The sequence below is a fragment of the Pseudonocardia alaniniphila genome (genome assembly GCF_022524485.1).
Taxonomy (GTDB): domain Bacteria; phylum Actinomycetota; class Actinomycetes; order Mycobacteriales; family Pseudonocardiaceae; genus Pseudonocardia; species Pseudonocardia alaniniphila.
Genome location: NZ_JAKXMK010000004.1, coordinates 333,842 through 351,730 on the forward strand (window position 1 = coordinate 333,842; position 17,889 = coordinate 351,730).

The following is a 17,889-nucleotide window of genomic DNA, read 5'->3' on the forward strand; positions in this document are numbered from 1 at the left end:
GCAGGCTGGTCACCGCACCGGCACGACCTCCGGTGCGCCCATCCGGGCGGCGTCTGCCGTCTCGTCGTCGGGCATCTTCTGGCTCTCCCGCTCGGCCTCGACGCGCTTGCGGTAGTGCTCGACCTCCCGATCGATCTGTTCCTGGCTCCACCCGAGGACCGGCGCGACGAGCCGCGCGGCCTCCTCGACCGACCCGAGCCCCCGGTCGAAGGTCTCGATCGAGATCCGGGTGCGGCGAGCGAGCACGTCGTCCAGGTGCCGGGCGCCCTCGTGCGAGGCCGCGTAGACGATCTCGGCACGCAGGTGGTCGGGTGCCCCGGTCAGCGGCTCGCCCAGCGACGGGTCGTGTGCGACGAGGTCGAGCACCTCGTGGATCAGCGACCCGTACCGCCTGAGCAGGTGCTGGATGCGAGCTTCGTGCACGCCGTACTGCTCGGCCAGGAGGTGCGAGGAGTTCTTCAGCGCGGCGAAGCCCTCGGCGCCCAGCAGCGGGACGTCCTCGGTGACCGACGGCGGCACCTTGGCGTAGAGCCCGTGCACCGCGGCGTCGACGGCGTCCTTGGCCATGACGCGGTAGGTGGTGTACTTGCCGCCCGCCACCACCACCAGGCCCGGCACGGCATGCGAGACGGCGTGCTCGCGCGAGAGCTTCGACGTCGACTCCGACTCGCCCGACAGCAGCGGCCGCAGCCCGGCGTACACGCCCTCCACGTCGGCGTGGCTGAGCGGTTCCTCGAGCACCGTGTTGACGTGTTCGAGCAGGTAGTCGATGTCCGCCGCGCTCGCTGCCGGATGGGCCAGCCCGAGGGTCCAGTCGGTGTCGGTGGTGCCGATGATCCAGTGCCGCCCCCACGGGATGACGAACAGCACCGACTTCTCGGTGCGCAGGATCAGGCCCGCGTCACCGCGGATCCGGTCGTGCGGGACGACGAGATGGATGCCCTTGCTCGCCCGGACGTGGAACTGCCCGCGCTCACCGGCGAGACTCTGGGTCTCATCGGTCCACACCCCGGTGGCGTTGACGACCTGACGTGCGCGCACGCTGAACGTGCGGCCGGACTCGAGATCGTGCACCTCCGCCCCGGTGACCCGCTCACCCTCGCGCAGGAGCCCGATCACCCGTGCCCTGGACGCCACGTGCGCGCCGTAGGCCGCAGCCGTGCGCGCGACGAACATGGTGTGGCGGGCGTCGTCGACCTGCGCGTCGTAGTACTCCAGGGCGCCCACCAGCGCGTCCTTGCGCAGCGACGGGAACACGCGGCGGGCGCCCCGCCGCGTCAGGTGCCGGTGGTGCGGCACACCCCGGGGCCGGCCGGACAGCAGCCCCAGCGTGTCGTAGAGCGCCACACCCGCGCCGGCGTAGGCGCGTTCCCACACGGGGTGCTTCAGCGGGTAGATGAACGGCACCGGCCGGACCAGGTGCGGAGCCAGCTTCTCGATGAGCAGGCCCCGCTCCTGAAGCGCCTCGGCGACGAGACGGAAATCCAGCATCTCGAGATAGCGCAGCCCACCGTGGATGAGCTTGCTCGACCTGCTGGACGTGCCCGACGCGAAGTCTCGGGCCTCGACGAGCCCGACGCTGAGGCCGCGGGTGGCGGCGTCGAGGGCGGACCCGCTGCCCACGACACCGCCCCCGACGACCAGCACGTCGAGTTCGGTCGAGCCCATTGCCTTCAGCGCAGCCTCACGGGCCTGCGGAGAGAGCGCAACCGATCTCATGGCTGATTCCTCTCATCGTGATGGCCCGGTTGCGGGCCGGGTCGTGCTCAGTCGACGTCCACCCAGTCCAGAGTCCTGGTTACCGCCTTCTTCCAGCGTTCGTACCCGGCCGCACGCTGCTCGTCGCTCCACTGGGGCTGCCAGCGCTTCGACTCGTTCCAGTTGGAGCGCAGCTCGTCGGTGTTCTTCCAGAACCCGACCGCGAGGCCTGCCGCGTACGCCGCGCCCAGAGCCGTGGTCTCCGCGACGACGGGCCGGCTCACCGGCACGCCGAGCACGTCGGCCTGGATCTGCATGCACAGCTCGTTGGCGGTGACGCCGCCGTCCACCTTGAGCACGTCCAGCGTCACGCCCGAGTCCTTCTCCATCGCCTCGGCCACGTCGCGGCTCTGGTAGCAGATGGCTTCGAGCGTGGCCCTGGCCAGGTGGGCCGTTGGTGTTGTAGCGCGAGAGCCCGACGATCGCGCCGCGGGCGTCCGAGCGCCAGTACGGGGCGAACAGCCCGGAGAACGCAGGCACGAAGTACACGCCACCGTTGTCCTCCACCTGCCGGGCCAGCGACTCGCTCTCCGCGGCGCCCGAGATGATGCCGAGCTGGTCGCGCAGCCACTGCACGGCCGACCCCGTGACGGCGATCGAGCCCTCCAGTGCGTACACCGGACGATCATCGTTGAACTGGTAGCAGACGGTGGTGAGCAGCCCCGCCTTCGACCGCACCAGCTCGGTGCCCGTGTTGAGCAGCATGAAGTTGCCGGTGCCGTAGGTGTTCTTCGCCTCGCCGGGCGCGAAGCACACCTGACCCACGGTGGCGGCCTGCTGGTCACCGAGGTCGCCGGTGATCATGACCTCGCCGCTCAGCGGCCCCCTCAGCATGGTGGTGCCGTAGCACTCGGGGCACGAGCTCGGCTTGATCTCGGGCAGCATCGACCGCGGGATGCCGAAGAAGCCGAGCAGCTCGTCGTCCCAGTCGAGCGTCTCGAGGTTCATGAGCATCGTGCGGCTGGCGTTCGTCGGGTCGGTGACGTGGACACCGCCGTCCTTGCCGCCCGTGAGGTTCCACAGGACCCAGGTGTCGGTGTTGCCGAAGATCGCGTCGCCCCTCTCGGCGGCCTCCCGGGCGCCGTCGACGTTCTCCAGGATCCACTGGATCTTCCCGCCGGAGAAGTACGTGGCGGGCGGGAGGCCTGCCTTCCGCCGGATCACATCGCCCTTGCCCTCACGTTCGAGGGCGGAGGCGATGCGGTCGGTGCGGGTGTCCTGCCAGACGATCGCGTTGTAGAGCGGGCGCCCGGTCCGCTTGTCCCACACGACGGAGGTCTCGCGCTGGTTGGTGAGGCCCAACGCCACGAGGTCCGACGCCTTGAGCCCGGTCTTGACGAGAGCGGTCTGGAGCACGGATGACGTCCGCTCCCAGATCTCGACGGGGTTGTGTTCCACCCAGCCGGCCTGCGGCAGGATCTGCTCGTGCTCGAGCTGGTGGCGCCCCACCTCGTTGCCCGAGTGATCGAAGATCATGAAGCGGGTGCTGGTTGTGCCCTGGTCCAGGGCTCCGACGAACTCGGCCATGAGTTGTCTCCGCTTGTGTTAGTGGGGCTCTGTCAGCGAGGGACGTCGCGGCCCACCGGGGTGGGCTCGTGTTCGGCGTCCGCAGCAACGATGAAACGGTTGATGCAGAGCTGGAACAGCGCGCCACCGATGAGCCCGCCGATTATCGGCGCCACAATCGGTAGCCACCAATATGGTGTGCCGTTCTGATCAGTCCAAGCACCTGCGTACCCCGTGATGTATGACGCGAGGCGGGGCCCGAAGTCACGGGCGGGGTTGATCGCGTAGCCCGCGTTGGCGCCCCACGCCATGCCGATCCCGACCACCAGGAGCCCGATGACCACCGGGACGAGGTTGGACAGGGGTGGGTTGTTCCGCGCGTTGACGAGCGCGAAGACCACGAAGACCAGGATCGCGGTACCGATGATCTGGTCGAAGAAAGCGGTGGTGATGCTGATGCCGGGCTCGCCGTTACCCGGGAGCGTGGAGAAGATGATCTGTGTCTTGTAGGTGTGCCCCGGGTCGACCTTGTCGATCCAGTCGGCATAGTTGAATCGCACGATGATCGCCGCGACGAACGCCCCCGCCGTCTGCGCGACGATATAGGGCACGACCTTGCGCCAGGGGAAACCCTGGAACGCGGCCAGCGCGAGTGTCACGGCCGGATTGATGTGGCCACCGCTGAGGCGACCTGCCACGTAGACGCCGAGGATCACGCCGATCCCCCAGGCCCAGGCGATGGAGTCGTGGTCTCCGAGTCCGGCTGCCACGACTTGCGCCACCACACCGGCGCCGAACAACAAGAGGATCATGGTGCCGAAGAACTCGGCCGCCAGTTCCCCGATGTACGAGTTCTTCGTCATCGAAGTCCTCCCTGGATGGGATACCGCTCGGACGGGCGGTGCCCGCACGCTAGAAACGCGTGTGACCTGCGGTCAACGGCGGTCGTTCGGCATCGTCGAACGCGCATTCGGACGAACATCACATGCCTCCGAGAAGGTGCACAGCTCACCCACCCGGACGGCCGTAGGGCGCGCCATCGTGTAGAGCCCTTCTTCCACGCGTCGATCGCCTGGTCGACGCGCCGTACGCTCGGCCCGTGCCGGGGTTCATCCAGTCCATCGAGCGAGCCGCGGCGGTGCTGCGGCTGCTCGGTAGTACGGACCGGCCGCTCGGGCTGAAGGAGATCGCCGCGGCCCTCGACCTTCCGCGTCCCACCGCACACGGCATCGTCCGGACGCTGCGCGAGGTCGGGTTCGTCGAGCAGGATCTGGAGACCGCCCGCTACCAGCTCGGCCTGGCGTTGCGCGAGCTCGACAGCGGTGGATGGGACCTGCACGACCTGCGGGCCCGCGCCATGAACTGGGCGGATTCACTCGCAGGGAGCACCGGCCAGGCCGTGCACCTGGGCGTCGTGTCGTCGGGATCGGTCCGGCTCGTCCACCACGTTTTCCGGCCGGACGGGTCGCCGCAGCGGATCCGGACGGGGGAGGAGTTCCCCCTGCACGCCACGGCGCTGGGCAAATGCCTGCTCGCGTTCGCGCCGGTGGCCACGCCGCAGGCCCGGGAGCTCGACCTCCAGCGGTGGACCGGACGCACGTGCACCACCGTGGCGTCGCTGGACGCCCATCTCGCGGTCGCCCGTCGCCGCGGCTGGGCGAGCGACACCGGCGAGTACGAGACGGGAGTAGGCGGTGCGGCCGCACCGCTGCGAGCCAGTGGCGGGCTGGTGGTTGCGGCCATCGGAGTGGTCGGGCCGGTCGAGGAGCTCTTCGGGCTGGGCGGCGAGTTGCGGCCGTGGATGCTCGAGCAGATGGTGGGCGCGGCGCGCGAGATCTCCGCTGCGTTGACGGAGGGACGATGACACGGGCCGCGAGGACCGCGAGTAGTTCCCCCGGACGCCGGTCCTCCTCGGCGGCCGCCGTCTCGGCGCGCGGGGCGGGGGAGCCGTGACCGAGCGTGTCGTCGCCGCGATCGACCAGGGCACCACATCCACCCGCTGCCTGCTGTTCAACCGTTCGGGGCGCATGATCGCCGTCGCGCAGCGGGAACACCGCCAGCACTACCCCCGGCCCGGTCTCGTGGAGCACGACGCCGCCGAGATCTGGCGCAACGTCACACGGGTCGTCCCGGCGGCGCTGCGCAACGCAGGCCTCACCCCGGACAACATCGTCGGGCTCGGGATCGCGAACCAGCGCGAGACCACCGTGATCTGGAACCGGCACACCGGCACCCCGCTCGCACGCGCCATCACCTGGCAGGACACCCGCACGGACGGCATCGTCGCCCGTCTGGTCGAGCACGGGCACGCGAGTCTGATCAAGGACATCTGCGGGCTGCCCCCCGCCACCTACTTCTCGGGCCCCCGGCTGCGCTGGCTGCTCGACCACGTGCCCGGCGCCCGCGACGGCGCGGAGAAGGGCGACGTCCTGTTCGGCACGATGGAGAGCTGGCTCATCTGGTGGCTCACGGGCGGCCCCGACGGCGGCCGGCACGTCAGTGACGTCACCAACGCGAGCCGCACGATGCTGATGGACGTCCGCACGCTCGAGTGGTCCCAGAAGCTGCTCGACGTGCTCGCGGTGCCCCGGCAGATGCTTCCCGAGATCCGTCCCAACGCCGAGGTCTACGGCACATGCACCGCCGTGCTGCCCGGCGTTCCGGTGGCAGGCGCGCTCGGTGACCAGCAGGCGGCCCTGGTCGGGCAGGTCTGCTTCTCACCCGGTGAGATCAAGTGCACCTACGGCACGGGCGCGTTCCTGCTGATGAACACCGGGCCCCGGCTGGCCGAGTCGACCCACGGCCTGATCCCGACCATCGGGTATCTGCTCGGCGACAAGCCGGTCTACGCGCTGGAGGGCGCGATCGCGATGACCGGGTCGCTCGTGCAGTGGTTCCGCGACTCGCTCGGGATGATCGGCACGGCCGCCCAGATCGAGACACTCGCGAGCTCCGTGCCCGACAACGGGGGCTGCTACATCGTCCCCGCGTTCTCGGGCCTGTACTCGCCGCGCTGGCACCCGGATGCGCGTGGCGTGATGGTGGGGCTCACGTCGTTCATCAACCGCGGCCATCTCGCCAGGGCGGTGCTCGAGGCCACCGGGTGGCAGACGCGCGAGGTGATCGACGCGATGAACGCCGACTCCGGCGTGCCGGTCACCCGGCTCAAGGTCGACGGCGGGATGACGGCGAACCACCTGCTGATGCAGTTCGTCGCCGACGTCCTCGACGTGCCGGTGGAGCGGCCGCTGGTGTCCGAGGCCGTCTCGCTGGGAGCGGCGTACGCGGCGGGACTCGCGGTCGGGCACTGGTCCGACCTGGAGGTGCTGCGCAGCAACTGGCACCGCGCGGCCGCGTGGGAACCGGCGATGGACGAGGGCCTGCGCCGTCGCGAGCACGAGAACTGGGGTCGTGCGGTGAACCGCAGCTACGGCTGGGTGCAGACACCGGGCCCGGAGTGACTGTCCGGCTCCGCAGAGGACAAGATCGGCGCGAGATTGGCGTGTTGGCCCTTGGTGGGGTGCGTAGCCGGATCTCGCGGCATCTCCCGGAGCAAGATCAGCGCGAGATTCGCTTGTTGGCCCCTGGAAGGGCGGCTGGCCGGATCTCGCGGCGATCTTCGTTACCCGCGCGCAGGAATGGGGCGACTTGCCGGCGGGGAAGGGGCCGACTCGCAGGGGTTGCCGGGTCAGGCGCGCGTGGCGGGCGGAAGGGTGGACCACACCGCTCCGTCCCGCAGCACCTGCGCCAGCTGGTGCAGGTCGGCCACCACCAGGGCGGCCTCGTCCAGTTCGCCGGGCTCCGCGTACCCCCACGACACCCCGATCGTGGGGATGCCGTGCTCGGCCGCGCCGTCGACGTCGTGGTGGCGGTCGCCGACCATCACCACTGGCTGACGTGCCGGGTCGACGCCCAGCCGCTCGATCACGGAGCCGACGACGGCGGCCTTGCCCACCCGGCCGCCCACGTGGTCGGCACCGCCGACGACCTCGAGGAACCCGGCGAGCCCGGTGCCGGCGACGATCTTGCGCGCCAGCTCCTCGGGCTTCGACGTGGCGACGGCCAGCTGCAGGCCCGCCTCGCGCAGGCGTTCGAGCAGGGCGGGCACACCGGGGTAGACCGGCGTGACCGTGGCGGCCACGGCGTCGTAGGACGACCGGTAGGCGGTGATGGCGGCGGAGGTCTGCTCGTCCGTCAGGCCGAGCTGCGGGAGTGCCGTCTCGAACGGCGGCCCGACGAGCGTGCGCAACGTCTCGGGGGGCGGCACCGGGAAGCCGACCTCTGCCAGTGCGGCAGCGAGGTGCTCGGTGATCGTGCGGGCGGAGTCGACCAGGGTGCCGTCGAGGTCGAGCAGGACAGTGCGCACCGACCTGAGACTACGGCCCCCGTGCTTCCCACCCCGCAGCCGGAGGGCTCGAGCGCGTCGCCGGCGGCCACTCGCCGATCCCGGGGTGGCAGCGCGATCCGGGGTGCGGTAGCCCTGTCCCGTGACCGACTCGGGAAAGCTGATCATCGCCGCCGCACTGCGCGTGGAGGACGCCGTCGAGTCGGCGGTCAGGGCGGTCGCCCGCCTCCGTGGCCGCCGGCACCCCGTGATCATTCCCTTCATCGGCCACGGAACCACCCGGCGCGCGCGGGTGGGAGCCCGGCTCGTGCTCGGGCGCGAGGCCGTCGCGCCGTCGGTGCTGGAGACCGCCGAAGGAGGGGACGCGCCGACGCCGCAGTCGCGCCGGGCGGTGTTGCGAGCGAGCATCGCGCGGTTCCTGACGGCCGAGGTCCCGGACGCCGAGGTGACCCTCCACCTCCCGGGCGGTGACGTCGTCGTCCGCACCGACCGGGACGGGTACGTCGACCACGAGGTGGAACTACCGGACGTCGATCCCGGCTGGCTGGAGGTCGGTCTCACCGGGCCCGCGGGTGCCAGCGCGACGGCACGCGTGCTCATCACCGATCCCGAGGCTCGCATCGGCCTGGTCAGCGACGTGGACGACACGATCGTGCACACGGGGCTTACCCGCGGTCTGGAGTTCCTGCGCGTCACGTTGCTCACCGACGTCCGTGAGCGCACGCCCCTGCCCGGCGCAGCGGCCCTCTACCGGGCGCTCGTCACTGCGGTGGACGAGCCCGCTCGCCCGGTCTTCTACGTCTCGACGAGCCCGTGGAACCTGCACGAGATGCTCCTGCAGTTCGTGGGGCTTCGCGGTTTCCCGCTCGGTCCGCTGCTGCTCACCGACTGGGGACCGTCCCATACCGGGTTGTTCCGGATCGGGGCACAAGCCCACAAGCTCGGGCTGGTGCGGCGGCTGCTCGACGAGCACCCGCACCTGCGGCTCATCCTCATCGGCGACAGCGGGCAGGAGGACCCCGAGATCTACGCGACGATCGCACGGGCCATCCCGCAGCGGGTTGCTGCGGTGTACATCCGCCGCACCACGGGAGCCGACCCGGTGCGCATTCGGCAGGTCGACACGCTCGCCGCCGAGATCACCGCAGCCGGGGTGCCGATGCTCGCAGTGGACGACAGCGCGCAGATCGCAGCGCATGCCGCAGCACTCGGACTGCTCGACGAGGACGCGGTGGCCACGGTCCGCGCCGAGCTCGCGCACTGAGCCGCGAGGCCCTGACGCTCGTCGCGGCTCAGGTGTCGGCGTCGCGCAGGGAGCCCTGCGGGGTCCCCACCGTGAGGTCGACCAGGTCGAACACCCGCATCCAGCCGGTCACCGTGGCTGCGCACGTCAGCGGCCGCCCCGTCTCCACCCGGCGCTCGCGCACCCACACCGTGCACCCGGGGTCGGCCAGCTCCACCCGCCAGCCGGAACTGCCGTCCGCGAACTGCTCGGCCGAGATGCCGACGAGCCCCAGGGCGTCGACGCCCGTGGCTCCGGTGGCCGCGACGGCGTGGTGCTGCGCGGCCTGGACGGCGGGCGGCAGCGACGAACGTCCGCGCACCCACGGCGCATCCAGCCGCCCCGCGGTGTAGTCGCGCAGGACCGCGGGCGCCTCGCTCGGACCCGGCCCGCCGAGAACGAACCCGTGGGGGAGCAGCACCAGTGCCGGGGCGAAGCGGCAGCCGCCGATGTGACTGCACTCCCAGACGTGCTCGGGGTCGGCGGCGACCATCGCAGCGGCGACGGGGCGTCCACGCACGGCACAACAGGTGTCGTGCCGGCCGTGGGTGCAGACGAGGGCCATCGGACCGGCGTACGGCTCTCCCGGGGCGTGCACGGCCGTAACCAGATCCGACTCGTCGACGAACGTGCCCGTGCGGATCGACTCGTGCCCCGGGCGCGAGTCGACACGGAACCAGCGGCGCACCGCGCCGGGAGCGGGCATCCCGTCGGCCGGGGAGTTCCGTGCGGCGCGGCCCGGCCTGCGGATGAGCACCACCCGACCGTTCTCCGCCATGGACCAGGCCGAGATCGCCGCCACCGCGGCCGAGTCGATCCCCGACTGCGCGAGGGGGATCCGGCCCCATGGCCCCGGATGCTCGATCAGGAACCAGAGGTCGGCAGGCGGTGCGCTGCCTTCCCGCGGGTCCTGGGCGGCGTCCGCGACGAACGAGCAGCGAAGCCAGGGCACGGCCGGGGTCATTCGTGAGTGGCCGGCACCAGCACACCCTCCCGAAGCAAGCGGCGCACCAGGACGACCTGGTCGGCCTCGTCCATGCCCGGGAGGCTACCCACGGAGCAGGTTCCTCCGCTCGTCAGCGCACGCACCGCGGCCTCGGTGGCGGCCGGCAGCGTGATCTGCCGATCGGGCAGGGCGAGGACGACCTGCTCGCCCTGGTGAACGAGCCGGTACCGCAGACCTGCGCGGCGCCGCACCCCGTCGCCCGCGGCGAGGTGCTCGACGAACGTGGCCACGGCCACCGGACGCACCGGCTCCGGCCTGCCACCCGCCCAGACCCGGCCGCGCACGCGGCGGGCCACGTCGTCGGCGCTCACCCGGTCCAGGGCGGCGGCCAGGGCCGCGCGGACCGCGTCGACGTGCGGGGCGAGCTGCGCGGGATCGGCGACGTCGATGCCCAGAGGGAGCGAAGCCCGCAGCTGCTCGTCGTGTGCGACGAGCGCGGTCAAGGCCTCCACCAGCGCGAACCGGGTGACCACGTGGACGCCGACCGTCAGGTGCGCCGACACGTCGCCCAACGCGGTGGCGGCGTGCAGCCATCCCCGCGGCAGGTACATCACGTCGCCGGGTTCCATCACCGTGTCGATCACGGGTTTCTCGTCCCGGGCACGAGCGGCCACCGCCGTCGCATGGGCGTTCCATGGCTGGTCACGCAACGGATCGGGATGCACCGGCGCGTGCACGGTCCAATGCTTGCGCCCGGCGAGCTGCAGCACGAACACGTCGTGCACGTCGTAATGGGCCGAGAACCCGCGCGACGACGGCGGCGTCACGTACGCGTTGGCCTGGACCGGGTGCCCGAGCTCCTCCGACAGCGCCACGGCGAAGTCGATCACCGCCGGCCACGTGCGGTGCAGCGCCTGCAGCACCACGGTGGTGCCCTCGGCGAAGAGCGCGGCGACCTTGTCCTCATGGACCTGGTCGCCGATCTCCGCGCCCACCCCGCCCGGACCGGTGAACGAGCTGGAGTCGACCACCGACCCGTTGCGCGCCAGGCGAAGGAACGGCGTGCGCAGGCCACGCCGCGAGAGCAGCTCGTCCACACCGTCCAGATCCAGCAGGTCGCGGAAGGCATCGGCGTCAGCGCCGCGGACGAGCCGCGGCGCCCGGCCCCAGTACCGGGTGCCGAACTCGGCGGCGTCCAGGCCCGTGACGCGGGCGAGAGCGGCGCGTTGCAGCGGTGCCGGGCACCCCGTCACGGGCTGCCCGGCACCACCCCCCGCAGGTCCGGTTACCTCAGCGGGCACCGCTGTCGGCTCCGCCGTCCGCGCCGCCGTCGTGGACGCCGGGGGTGCCGCCGCCTGCTCCGGAGTCGGCTGGGCCTTCTGCCCCGGAGTCGGCTCCGCCGTCCGCGCCGCCGTCATGCACGCCGGGGGTGCCGCCGCCTGCTCCGGAGTCGGCTGGGCCTTCGGCTCCGGAGTCGGCTCCGCCGTCTGCTCCGCCGTCGTGGACGCCGGGGGTGCCGCCGCCTGCTCCGGAGTCGGCTGGGCCTTCGGCTCCGGAGTCGGCTCCGCCGTCTGCTCCACCGTCGTGGACACCGGGGGTGCCGCCGCCCGCGCCCGAGTCGGCAGGCCCTTCGGTCCCGCCGCCGGCCGTGGTCATCATGTCGTCGTCGTCGAGCGCCATCGAGCTCCTCCTCTGCTGGTGCGTCACCACAGCGATGACGGGCGAGGACTACCCCCTCTCTGCGGTTTTAGGCGGCGTGCCCGCCTTCCCGCCGGGTGACGCATAACGCATCGGTCGCGATGCCCTTGGGTAATGCGTCGGTAATGCCGATCGGAGGGTGTGGAGGATCAGGTGCTGCAGATCAGCGGGGTGACCTGGGCAGCGACGATCGGGTTGATCGTCGTGCTTCTCGTGATCGACCTCGTGCTGTCAGGGATACGCCCGCACCGTGTGGGGTTCCGCGAGGCCACGGCGTGGTCCGTCTTCTACGTCGCTGTCGCCGTGGTCTTCGGCGTGTGGTTCGGCATGACCTACGGGGGTGATGCGGGCACCCAGTTCTTCGCCGGCTACATCGTCGAGAAGAGCCTCTCGGTCGACAACCTGTTCGTCTTCGTGATCATCATGACGACGTTCGCGGTGCCGGAGGAGTATCAGCACAAGGTCCTGACGTTCGGCATCGTGCTGGCGCTGATCATGCGCGCCATCTTCATCGCGCTGGGCGCCACGCTCCTGTCGCTGTTCTCGTTCATGTTCCTGGTGTTCGGGCTGCTGCTGATCTACACGGCCGTGCAGCTGTTCCGGCACCGCAACGAGGACCCGGACGTCGAGGACAACGCGGTGGTCCGTGGCGCGCGGCGGGTCCTGCCGATCACCACCGAGTACGTCGACGGCCGGATCATCACGAAGGTCGACGGCCGCCGCGTGCTGACCCCGCTGTTCGTCGTGCTCATCGCGATCGGCAGCATCGACCTGCTGTTCGCGCTCGACTCGATCCCCGCGGTGTTCGGCGTGACCTCGGAGCCCTACATCGTCTTCGTAGCCAACGCCTTCGCGCTTCTCGGGCTGCGCGCGCTGTTCTTCCTGGTGAAGGGGCTACTCGACCGGCTGGTGTACCTGTCGACCGGCTTGTCGATCATCCTGGGCTTCATCGGGGTCAAGCTGATCCTGCACTGGGCGCACGAGGACGTGAGTCCGACCGTCCCGGAGATCTCCACAGCGGTGAGCCTGGTGGTGATCGTGGCGGTGCTCGTCGTGGTCACGGTCGCGAGCCTCATCAGGACGAAGAACGACCCGACGATGAAGGCGCACGCCGGCTCGTTGCGCGCGCACAAGCAGAACGCGACGGAGCCGGGGCGCGGCGAGACCTGAGCCGCGCCGGCGGCAGGCCTCAGCCCGTCGGCAGCCCGGTGCCGCCCAGGGGGCGGAGATCCACCAGCTCGGGCGGGCCGGCCAGCAGTTCGAGCACCTCGCCGATCCCGACGTCGCCGAGATCGGCCGACAGGGCCCGGTCGGACGCGGCCTCGTCGGCCCACACCTCGGTGACCCAGATGGTGTCGGGCTCGTCGGCGGAGAGGTTGATCAGATACAGCTCGCAGCCCGGCGTGTCGCGCAGGCCGCTCGCCACCCGGAGCAGGGTGTCGGCCAGCGCGGCCCCCCGGCCGGGCTGTGCCACCATCCGCACGTACCGGCCGATGCGTTCCGGCTGCTGCTCCGCTGTCATCGCATGACCGTAGCGGCGCCGCGGCGGAACGACAGGCCCGGGTCGGATCGCTGCCGATCATGCACCGGGCCGGGTCCGTTCGCCCCCTATCCGAGGTAGGGCGGCACCGGGGCCGTCCATTGGCCCCAGATGTTGCGATCGCGCAGCGCGGTGGCCTCGTCGGCGTCCGGAGAGTCGAGGAGGTGGCGGAAGAGCCGGGCGCGCTCCTTCCCGTGGGCGAAGAGCCTGTGGATGAACCCCGGGGAACGCACGAGCTTGGACTCCCAGTCCAGACCCGAGGCCACGGCGTCGCTCATCCTGATGACGCGGACCTTGATGGGGCGGTATCTGGTGAGCGCGCGTGCGGTGAGCAGGTGTTCCTGGATGAGCTTGTTGACGTGCCCGATGGCGAAGATCTCCTGCTGGTAGGAGATGTTCGCCGACAGCTCGGTGCGCCGGTCACGGATCGCGTCCACCGCCATGGGCACGCCGCTGCGCTGGTCGGGGTCGATCTGGATCACCCAGATCTCCTCCGGGGGCGGCCCGGCAGGGCCCTGCGGTGCTACGGGCCGTCCGGCGTCCACGAGTTCCCGGATCGGCGGGTTCTGGGCGTAGACGCCGTCCCAGTACACGTCCTCGCCCAGGCGTACGGCGCGGAACAGGGTGGGCACGGCCGAGGAGGCCAGGATCACCGTGCCGGTGATCCGGTCGGCGCGGTAGCCGTTGACGACGTGGCTGCGGAACACGCGGAACCGGCCGCTGAGTACGTCGGTGGCGCCGATCAGCAGCCGTGGTCCTGACGGGTCGAGCTCGTCCGGGCGGATCTCGTCGAACGGAACGTGGCGCTCCAGCAACTGCAGGAACTGCCGGCGCGCGTCGAACGGAATGTTGTACGGGCTGAACTCGACGGTGATGCCGAGCTCGGCGACAGTGCGGACCGAGGCGACCGTCACGGCCTGGAGCAGATTCTCGTAGAAGCCGTGTGTGGTGTTGTCCTCCCAGAAATCCTCGAGCCGCCTGATGCCGTCCTCGGGACGGTGGGTCAGGAGGCCGTACCAGGCGAGGAGCGCGCACACGGCGCCCCCCGACGTGCCGCTGAGCGCACGGATCTCGACGGTCGGGTCGGCCAGCAGTTCGGTGAGCACCCCGGCGGTGAACGCCGTCTGGCTTCCCCCGCCCTGGCACGCCACCACGACCTTGCGGCGCTGCTCGTTCTCGGTCATGAGGGGCCTTGCCTTTCACGACGCCTTGCGGGCACGCCTCGCAGTTCATGCCTGCCGACCGGACGAATGGTCCGGATTCATGCGGATCGGTCCAGGAATGACGCGTCGGTCCGCTCGGGCTGTTGTCGGGGGATCAGCGGCAATAAGCATTGCACACGACCGGGCTCCGAGGATTTCGGAGGAGTTCGCAATCCGCTCAGAAAGGAAGAGTTTCCGCGGTCGCGAATGAATCGCTCGAACCGCGTTCGTGAGCCGAGCGGCTTCGTCTACTCGACCTTGTCGAGGAAGGTGAGCACACGCTGCTTGACGAGCGCCGCGGCACCTTCGTCGTAGGAAGGCAGGCTGTCGTCGGTGAACAGGTGGCCGTCGCCCGGGTACAGGAAGAGCTCCGCGCTCTCCATCGAGTCGACGAGATCACGGGCGATGTCGAGGTCGCCCCAGTCGTCGGCGTCCATGGTGTGGATCTGGAGCGGAAGGCCCGCGGGCCACCGGCCCCCGAACTCGGAGGTGGGTGCGCAGCTGTGGAAGAACAGCGCCCCCTTCGCGCCCGGACGCGTCTGCGCCAGCATCTGCGCAGGCATCACCCCGAGTGAGAACCCGGCATAGACGATCTCGCCGGGCAGGCCCTCGGCGGCGAGCCTGCCGCGCTCGACGATGGTGGGGAAGCCGACCTGCTCGGCATGGCCGACACCGTCGGCCAGGTCGGTGAAGGTTCTGCCCTCGTAGAGATCCGGGGTGTGCACGACATGTCCGGCGGAGCGGAGCGCTTCGGCGAACGAGAGGCATCCCGCCGTGAGGCCCTGGGCGTGGTGGAAGAGCAGTACCTCGGCCATGGGCGGCACCCTAGCGCCGGACTCCGACAACGATCGGCGTACCAGGACGAATGCGCGTTTCCCGGCATGTCGGGCAGTTGTGTCACGCGCGGTCCGGCGAGGCCCTCCGGATCGGAGAGCTCGGCGAACGAGCCGTGGTCGCTCCGTTCGGGATCGGGGCCGCTCACCCGGTCCGTGCAGTCGTGGCGGCTCCGCGTAGGTCGCCGAACCGGGTCCGGGCCCATCGGGAGTCCTGATCCGGGGCGGCTACTCCCCGGTGAGCCCGTCCACCGACTCCCGCAGGAGGTCGGCGTGGCCGTTGTGCCGCGCGTACTCCTCGATCAGGTGGACCAGGATCCAGCGCAGGGTCGGTGGCTCGCCGTGCCAGTGCTCGGGCGGCGTGCGCCGGGCCTGCTGCTCCAGGCCGCCGTCGGCCAGTGCCTCGGCGACCAGGGTGCGGGAGCGGGCCATGGCGTCCAGCCAGAGTGCGAAGAGCTGCTCGGGTGAGTCCTCGGCGGCCGAGTGCCAGTCCCAGTCGGGATCGGCCTTCCAGTCCACTGTGTCCCACGGGGGCGGCATGTCACGCCCGTACAGCCACCGGGTGCACCAGTGGTCCTCGACGAACGCCAGGTGTTTGATCATCCCGCCGAGGGTCATCGAGGAGACGCCGACCGTGGCCGCGAGCCCCGCCGCATCCAGCCCCGTGCACTTCCAGCCGAAGGTGGCGCGCTGGAAGTCCAGGAAGCCCAGGAGAGTGGCGGTCTCGTCGCCCGCCAGGGGCGGTTGCGGGCGGCGCTGCTCGTCCGGGTTGATCACGGGCGGCGAGTCTACGCAGCGGATTACCCACCGCCACACGACGAGCGGTCCGGTCGGCCGGCAGGACCGGACGACCGGACCGCTCGTGCAGGGGCGGCCACCATGGGGTTCCCGGCTCAGGCGTCGGTGCCCGGGCCCATGTCCTTGATGTCGTCGTAGGTCGTCCTGCCGGGTGCCACGGCGGGCGCGTACAGCAGGCGGACGACGCCCGTGGGGAACGTCTCGGACTTCAGGAGGCTCAGGTGGTAGCGCACGTCCCCGTCGTCGAAGAGTCGCTTGCCGTTCCGCGCTGCCACGGGGTGCACCAGAAGGCGCAGCTCGTCGATGAGCCCCGCCGCCAGGAGCTGTTGCACCACCGAGATGGAGCCGGGAATCAGGATGCTCGCAATGGAAGAGTCGGCCTTGAGTGCGGTTGCGGCCTCGACGAGATCACCGTCGAGTAGCTCGGTATTGCGCCAGGTGGATTCCAGCGGCTTGCGCGAGACGACGATCTTGCGCCGGTCCCCGAGCGACTTGGCGAACGCCGCATCGTCCTCGCCCGCGGCCTCGCGGCCCGGCCACGCGCCGGCGAAGCTGTCGTACGTGACGCGGCCGAGCAACAGCACATCGGCCGGGGCGTAGTCCTCGTTCACGGCGCGGCCCATGTTCTCGTCGAAGTAGGGGAAGTGCCAGTCCTCGGCGATCTCGGCCACGCCGTCGAGGGAGATGAAGAGGGTGGAGACGATGTCGGCCATCGGGGTGGTCCCTTCGGTGTCGTTGTGTCGCTACCGGGTAGACCACCGCGCGTGGAGAACTCATCGGTCCACGGCACGTGTCATCCCCGGCCGATGACCTTGATGGTGTCGACCGTCAGCATCGGCACCGTCGTGCTACCGCCGATCTGCGTGCCGTACGACATCGAGCCCGCCACTGTGACCTCAGCCCTGAACAGGTCATCGATGACAACATCTTTCAGGGCAGACGCGTTGCCGTTCAGAATCGTGTTCGTGTCGAAGGCATAGACGTTGCCGGGGTGGTCGACGCTGTCCACGCTCGCGCGGAACGTGTCATTCCCGGTTGCCGCGTCGAACTGCGTGACACGTCCGTACACGATGATGCGTTCGCCCTCGTGGGCGTCGGGATCCTTCACGATGAGCTGCCAATCGCGGGAGTTGATCACGCGATGCGGGACGAGCGGCACTGCAGGGGCTGCGCTGTCGGCCGCCCTCGAACTCGGCGTGGCGCCGTTGATCGCAGTGCCGATCAGCGCCGCGAGGAACAGCACGACGGCCCCGGCGACCCACGGCCATTTCTTGCGCTTTCTCGGTGGCTGCGGCTGGTAGGACCGCTGCGCGTACGGATGCTGCGGTGGAGGCCGGCCTGGCCCATATGCGGGCTGGTGGGGCCATCCCCCGTGCGGCGACTGCCAACCCTGTTCGGGCTGCTGTGGAGGCCCGCCCGGCCAGCCCTGCGTCATCAGGTCCCCCTTCGGGCGCCCTCGACCGTCAGGACGCTGCTTGTTCACTTCGTCCCGAATGCCTGGCTGTTACGCGCTCCTCAGCGCGTCCGAGGTTTCGATAACGTCATCGCGCGTTCGTCCACTGGAGACGCCGACGAGGAGCCCATCCATGATCAGGCCGGCTGATATCCGTTGCTACGCGATGGCGCTGCCGGACGTCGTGGAGAAGCCACACTTCCGCCTGCCCGGCTTTCGGGTCGCCGACAAGCTCCTCGCTCACCTGGAGAGGGGCGACGCGCACGCGATCGTGTGTGTCGGACAGGCAGAGGCCGAGACGGCGGCGGCCGATCAGCCCGACGTCTACGAGGAGGTGTGGCGCAGCGGCCGGATCTTCGTCGGCCTTCGCGTCGACCTGGCGAAGGTCAGCGAGGAGCGGATGCAGGAGCTGATCGAGCACGCCTGGCGAAACCGGGCGCCGAAGCGCCTGGTCGCCGATTACGACCGCCGCTGATCGAACCCGATAGCTCGGCGTCGGCCGGGTGGATAGGTTCGGACGGTGGATCT

Annotated in this window: 17 protein-coding genes and 1 pseudogene; 5 read left to right on the forward strand and 13 right to left on the reverse strand. The window is 70.5% G+C overall.

Annotated elements, in window-relative coordinates:
• Positions 1-9: 9 nt before the first annotated feature.
• The 3 genes and pseudogenes from MMF94_RS06295 to MMF94_RS06305 form a co-directional block, all read right to left on the reverse strand.
• On the reverse strand, positions 10-1,719 hold the full coding sequence (locus MMF94_RS06295) for a glycerol-3-phosphate dehydrogenase/oxidase (protein ID WP_241035309.1): 1,710 nt from the start codon (positions 1,717-1,719) through the stop codon (positions 10-12).
• Positions 1,720-1,766: 47 nt separating this feature from the next.
• Positions 1,767-3,285, reverse strand: a pseudogene (gene glpK, locus MMF94_RS06300) (glycerol kinase GlpK).
• A 32-nt stretch (positions 3,286-3,317) separates the two neighbouring features.
• Positions 3,318-4,127, reverse strand: a complete 810-nt coding sequence (locus MMF94_RS06305; RefSeq protein ID WP_241035310.1) for an MIP/aquaporin family protein — start codon at positions 4,125-4,127, stop codon at positions 3,318-3,320.
• A gap of 236 nt (positions 4,128-4,363) precedes the next feature.
• Here MMF94_RS06305 and MMF94_RS06310 point away from each other — a divergent pair, with 236 nt between their 5' ends.
• Positions 4,364-5,128, forward strand: coding sequence for an IclR family transcriptional regulator (locus MMF94_RS06310; RefSeq protein WP_241035311.1), 765 nt, complete (start codon positions 4,364-4,366; stop codon positions 5,126-5,128).
• 85 nt (positions 5,129-5,213) lie between these two features.
• The gene (gene glpK, locus MMF94_RS06315) at positions 5,214-6,725 is read left to right on the forward strand and encodes a glycerol kinase GlpK (RefSeq protein WP_241035312.1); all 1,512 of its coding nucleotides are present in this window, start codon (positions 5,214-5,216) and stop codon (positions 6,723-6,725) included.
• Between the two features lie 227 nt (positions 6,726-6,952).
• Here glpK (MMF94_RS06315) and MMF94_RS06320 read toward each other — a convergent pair whose 3' ends face one another.
• The gene (locus MMF94_RS06320; RefSeq protein WP_241035313.1) at positions 6,953-7,630 is read right to left on the reverse strand and encodes an HAD hydrolase-like protein; all 678 of its coding nucleotides are present in this window, start codon (positions 7,628-7,630) and stop codon (positions 6,953-6,955) included.
• Between the two features lie 121 nt (positions 7,631-7,751).
• On the opposite strand from MMF94_RS06320, the gene MMF94_RS06325 reads away from it, so the two are divergent.
• Positions 7,752-8,873, forward strand: a complete 1,122-nt coding sequence (locus MMF94_RS06325; protein WP_241035314.1) for an App1 family protein — start codon at positions 7,752-7,754, stop codon at positions 8,871-8,873.
• A 28-nt stretch (positions 8,874-8,901) separates the two neighbouring features.
• On the opposite strand, the gene MMF94_RS06330 is transcribed toward MMF94_RS06325, so the two are convergent.
• Genes MMF94_RS06330 through MMF94_RS06340 form a run of 3 tightly spaced genes read right to left on the reverse strand, consistent with a single transcriptional unit; the run spans position 8,902 to position 11,517 of the window.
• Complete coding sequence (locus MMF94_RS06330; protein WP_241035315.1) at positions 8,902-9,843, reverse strand: sucrase ferredoxin; 942 nt, start codon at positions 9,841-9,843, stop codon at positions 8,902-8,904.
• An 8-nt stretch (positions 9,844-9,851) separates the two neighbouring features.
• The gene (locus MMF94_RS06335) at positions 9,852-11,138 is read right to left on the reverse strand and encodes a cupin domain-containing protein (protein ID WP_241035316.1); all 1,287 of its coding nucleotides are present in this window, start codon (positions 11,136-11,138) and stop codon (positions 9,852-9,854) included.
• The gene (locus MMF94_RS06340) at positions 11,128-11,517 is read right to left on the reverse strand and encodes a BatC protein (RefSeq protein WP_241035317.1); all 390 of its coding nucleotides are present in this window, start codon (positions 11,515-11,517) and stop codon (positions 11,128-11,130) included. Before MMF94_RS06340 ends, MMF94_RS06335 begins: the two co-directional genes overlap by 11 nt.
• A gap of 171 nt (positions 11,518-11,688) precedes the next feature.
• On the opposite strand from MMF94_RS06340, the gene MMF94_RS06345 reads away from it, so the two are divergent.
• Positions 11,689-12,705, forward strand: a complete 1,017-nt coding sequence (locus MMF94_RS06345; RefSeq protein ID WP_241035318.1) for a TerC/Alx family metal homeostasis membrane protein — start codon at positions 11,689-11,691, stop codon at positions 12,703-12,705.
• A 19-nt stretch (positions 12,706-12,724) separates the two neighbouring features.
• Here the strand turns inward: MMF94_RS06345 and MMF94_RS06350 are convergent, their stop codons facing one another.
• The 6 genes from MMF94_RS06350 to MMF94_RS06375 all read right to left on the reverse strand — a co-directional run bounded on the left by MMF94_RS06350 (position 12,725) and on the right by MMF94_RS06375 (position 17,151).
• On the reverse strand, positions 12,725-13,057 hold the full coding sequence (locus MMF94_RS06350) for a putative quinol monooxygenase (RefSeq protein ID WP_241035319.1): 333 nt from the start codon (positions 13,055-13,057) through the stop codon (positions 12,725-12,727).
• 86 nt (positions 13,058-13,143) lie between these two features.
• Positions 13,144-14,259, reverse strand: coding sequence for a patatin-like phospholipase family protein (locus tag MMF94_RS06355; RefSeq protein WP_241035320.1), 1,116 nt, complete (start codon positions 14,257-14,259; stop codon positions 13,144-13,146).
• A gap of 266 nt (positions 14,260-14,525) precedes the next feature.
• Positions 14,526-15,092 (reverse strand): dienelactone hydrolase family protein, encoded by a 567-nt coding sequence (locus MMF94_RS06360; RefSeq protein WP_241035321.1) that lies wholly within the window; start codon positions 15,090-15,092, stop codon positions 14,526-14,528.
• Positions 15,093-15,338: 246 nt separating this feature from the next.
• Positions 15,339-15,887: a DinB family protein gene (locus MMF94_RS06365; RefSeq protein WP_241035322.1), complete on the reverse strand. Its 549-nt coding sequence runs from the start codon at positions 15,885-15,887 to the stop codon at positions 15,339-15,341.
• A gap of 116 nt (positions 15,888-16,003) precedes the next feature.
• Positions 16,004-16,621, reverse strand: coding sequence for a dihydrofolate reductase family protein (locus tag MMF94_RS06370; RefSeq protein WP_241035323.1), 618 nt, complete (start codon positions 16,619-16,621; stop codon positions 16,004-16,006).
• 80 nt (positions 16,622-16,701) lie between these two features.
• Positions 16,702-17,151 (reverse strand): hypothetical protein, encoded by a 450-nt coding sequence (locus MMF94_RS06375; protein WP_241035324.1) that lies wholly within the window; start codon positions 17,149-17,151, stop codon positions 16,702-16,704.
• A gap of 343 nt (positions 17,152-17,494) precedes the next feature.
• Here MMF94_RS06375 and MMF94_RS06380 point away from each other — a divergent pair, with 343 nt between their 5' ends.
• Positions 17,495-17,836, forward strand: coding sequence for an MmcQ/YjbR family DNA-binding protein (locus MMF94_RS06380; RefSeq protein WP_241035325.1), 342 nt, complete (start codon positions 17,495-17,497; stop codon positions 17,834-17,836).
• Positions 17,837-17,889: the final 53 nt, after the last annotated feature.

Coding starts and splice junctions, on each gene's coding strand:
- MMF94_RS06295 (WP_241035309.1), bottom strand. CDS start 1,719: ATGAGATCGGTTGCGCTCTCTCCGCAGGCCCGTGAGGCTGCGCTGAAG.
- MMF94_RS06305 (WP_241035310.1), bottom strand. CDS start 4,127: ATGACGAAGAACTCGTACATCGGGGAACTGGCGGCCGAGTTCTTCGGC.
- MMF94_RS06340 (WP_241035317.1), bottom strand. CDS start 11,517: ATGGCGCTCGACGACGACGACATGATGACCACGGCCGGCGGCGGGACC.
- MMF94_RS06350 (WP_241035319.1), bottom strand. CDS start 13,057: ATGACAGCGGAGCAGCAGCCGGAACGCATCGGCCGGTACGTGCGGATG.
- MMF94_RS06355 (WP_241035320.1), bottom strand. CDS start 14,259: ATGACCGAGAACGAGCAGCGCCGCAAGGTCGTGGTGGCGTGCCAGGGC.
- MMF94_RS06360 (WP_241035321.1), bottom strand. CDS start 15,092: ATGGCCGAGGTACTGCTCTTCCACCACGCCCAGGGCCTCACGGCGGGA.
- MMF94_RS06370 (WP_241035323.1), bottom strand. CDS start 16,621: ATGGCCGACATCGTCTCCACCCTCTTCATCTCCCTCGACGGCGTGGCC.
- MMF94_RS06380 (WP_241035325.1), top strand. CDS start 17,495: ATGATCAGGCCGGCTGATATCCGTTGCTACGCGATGGCGCTGCCGGAC.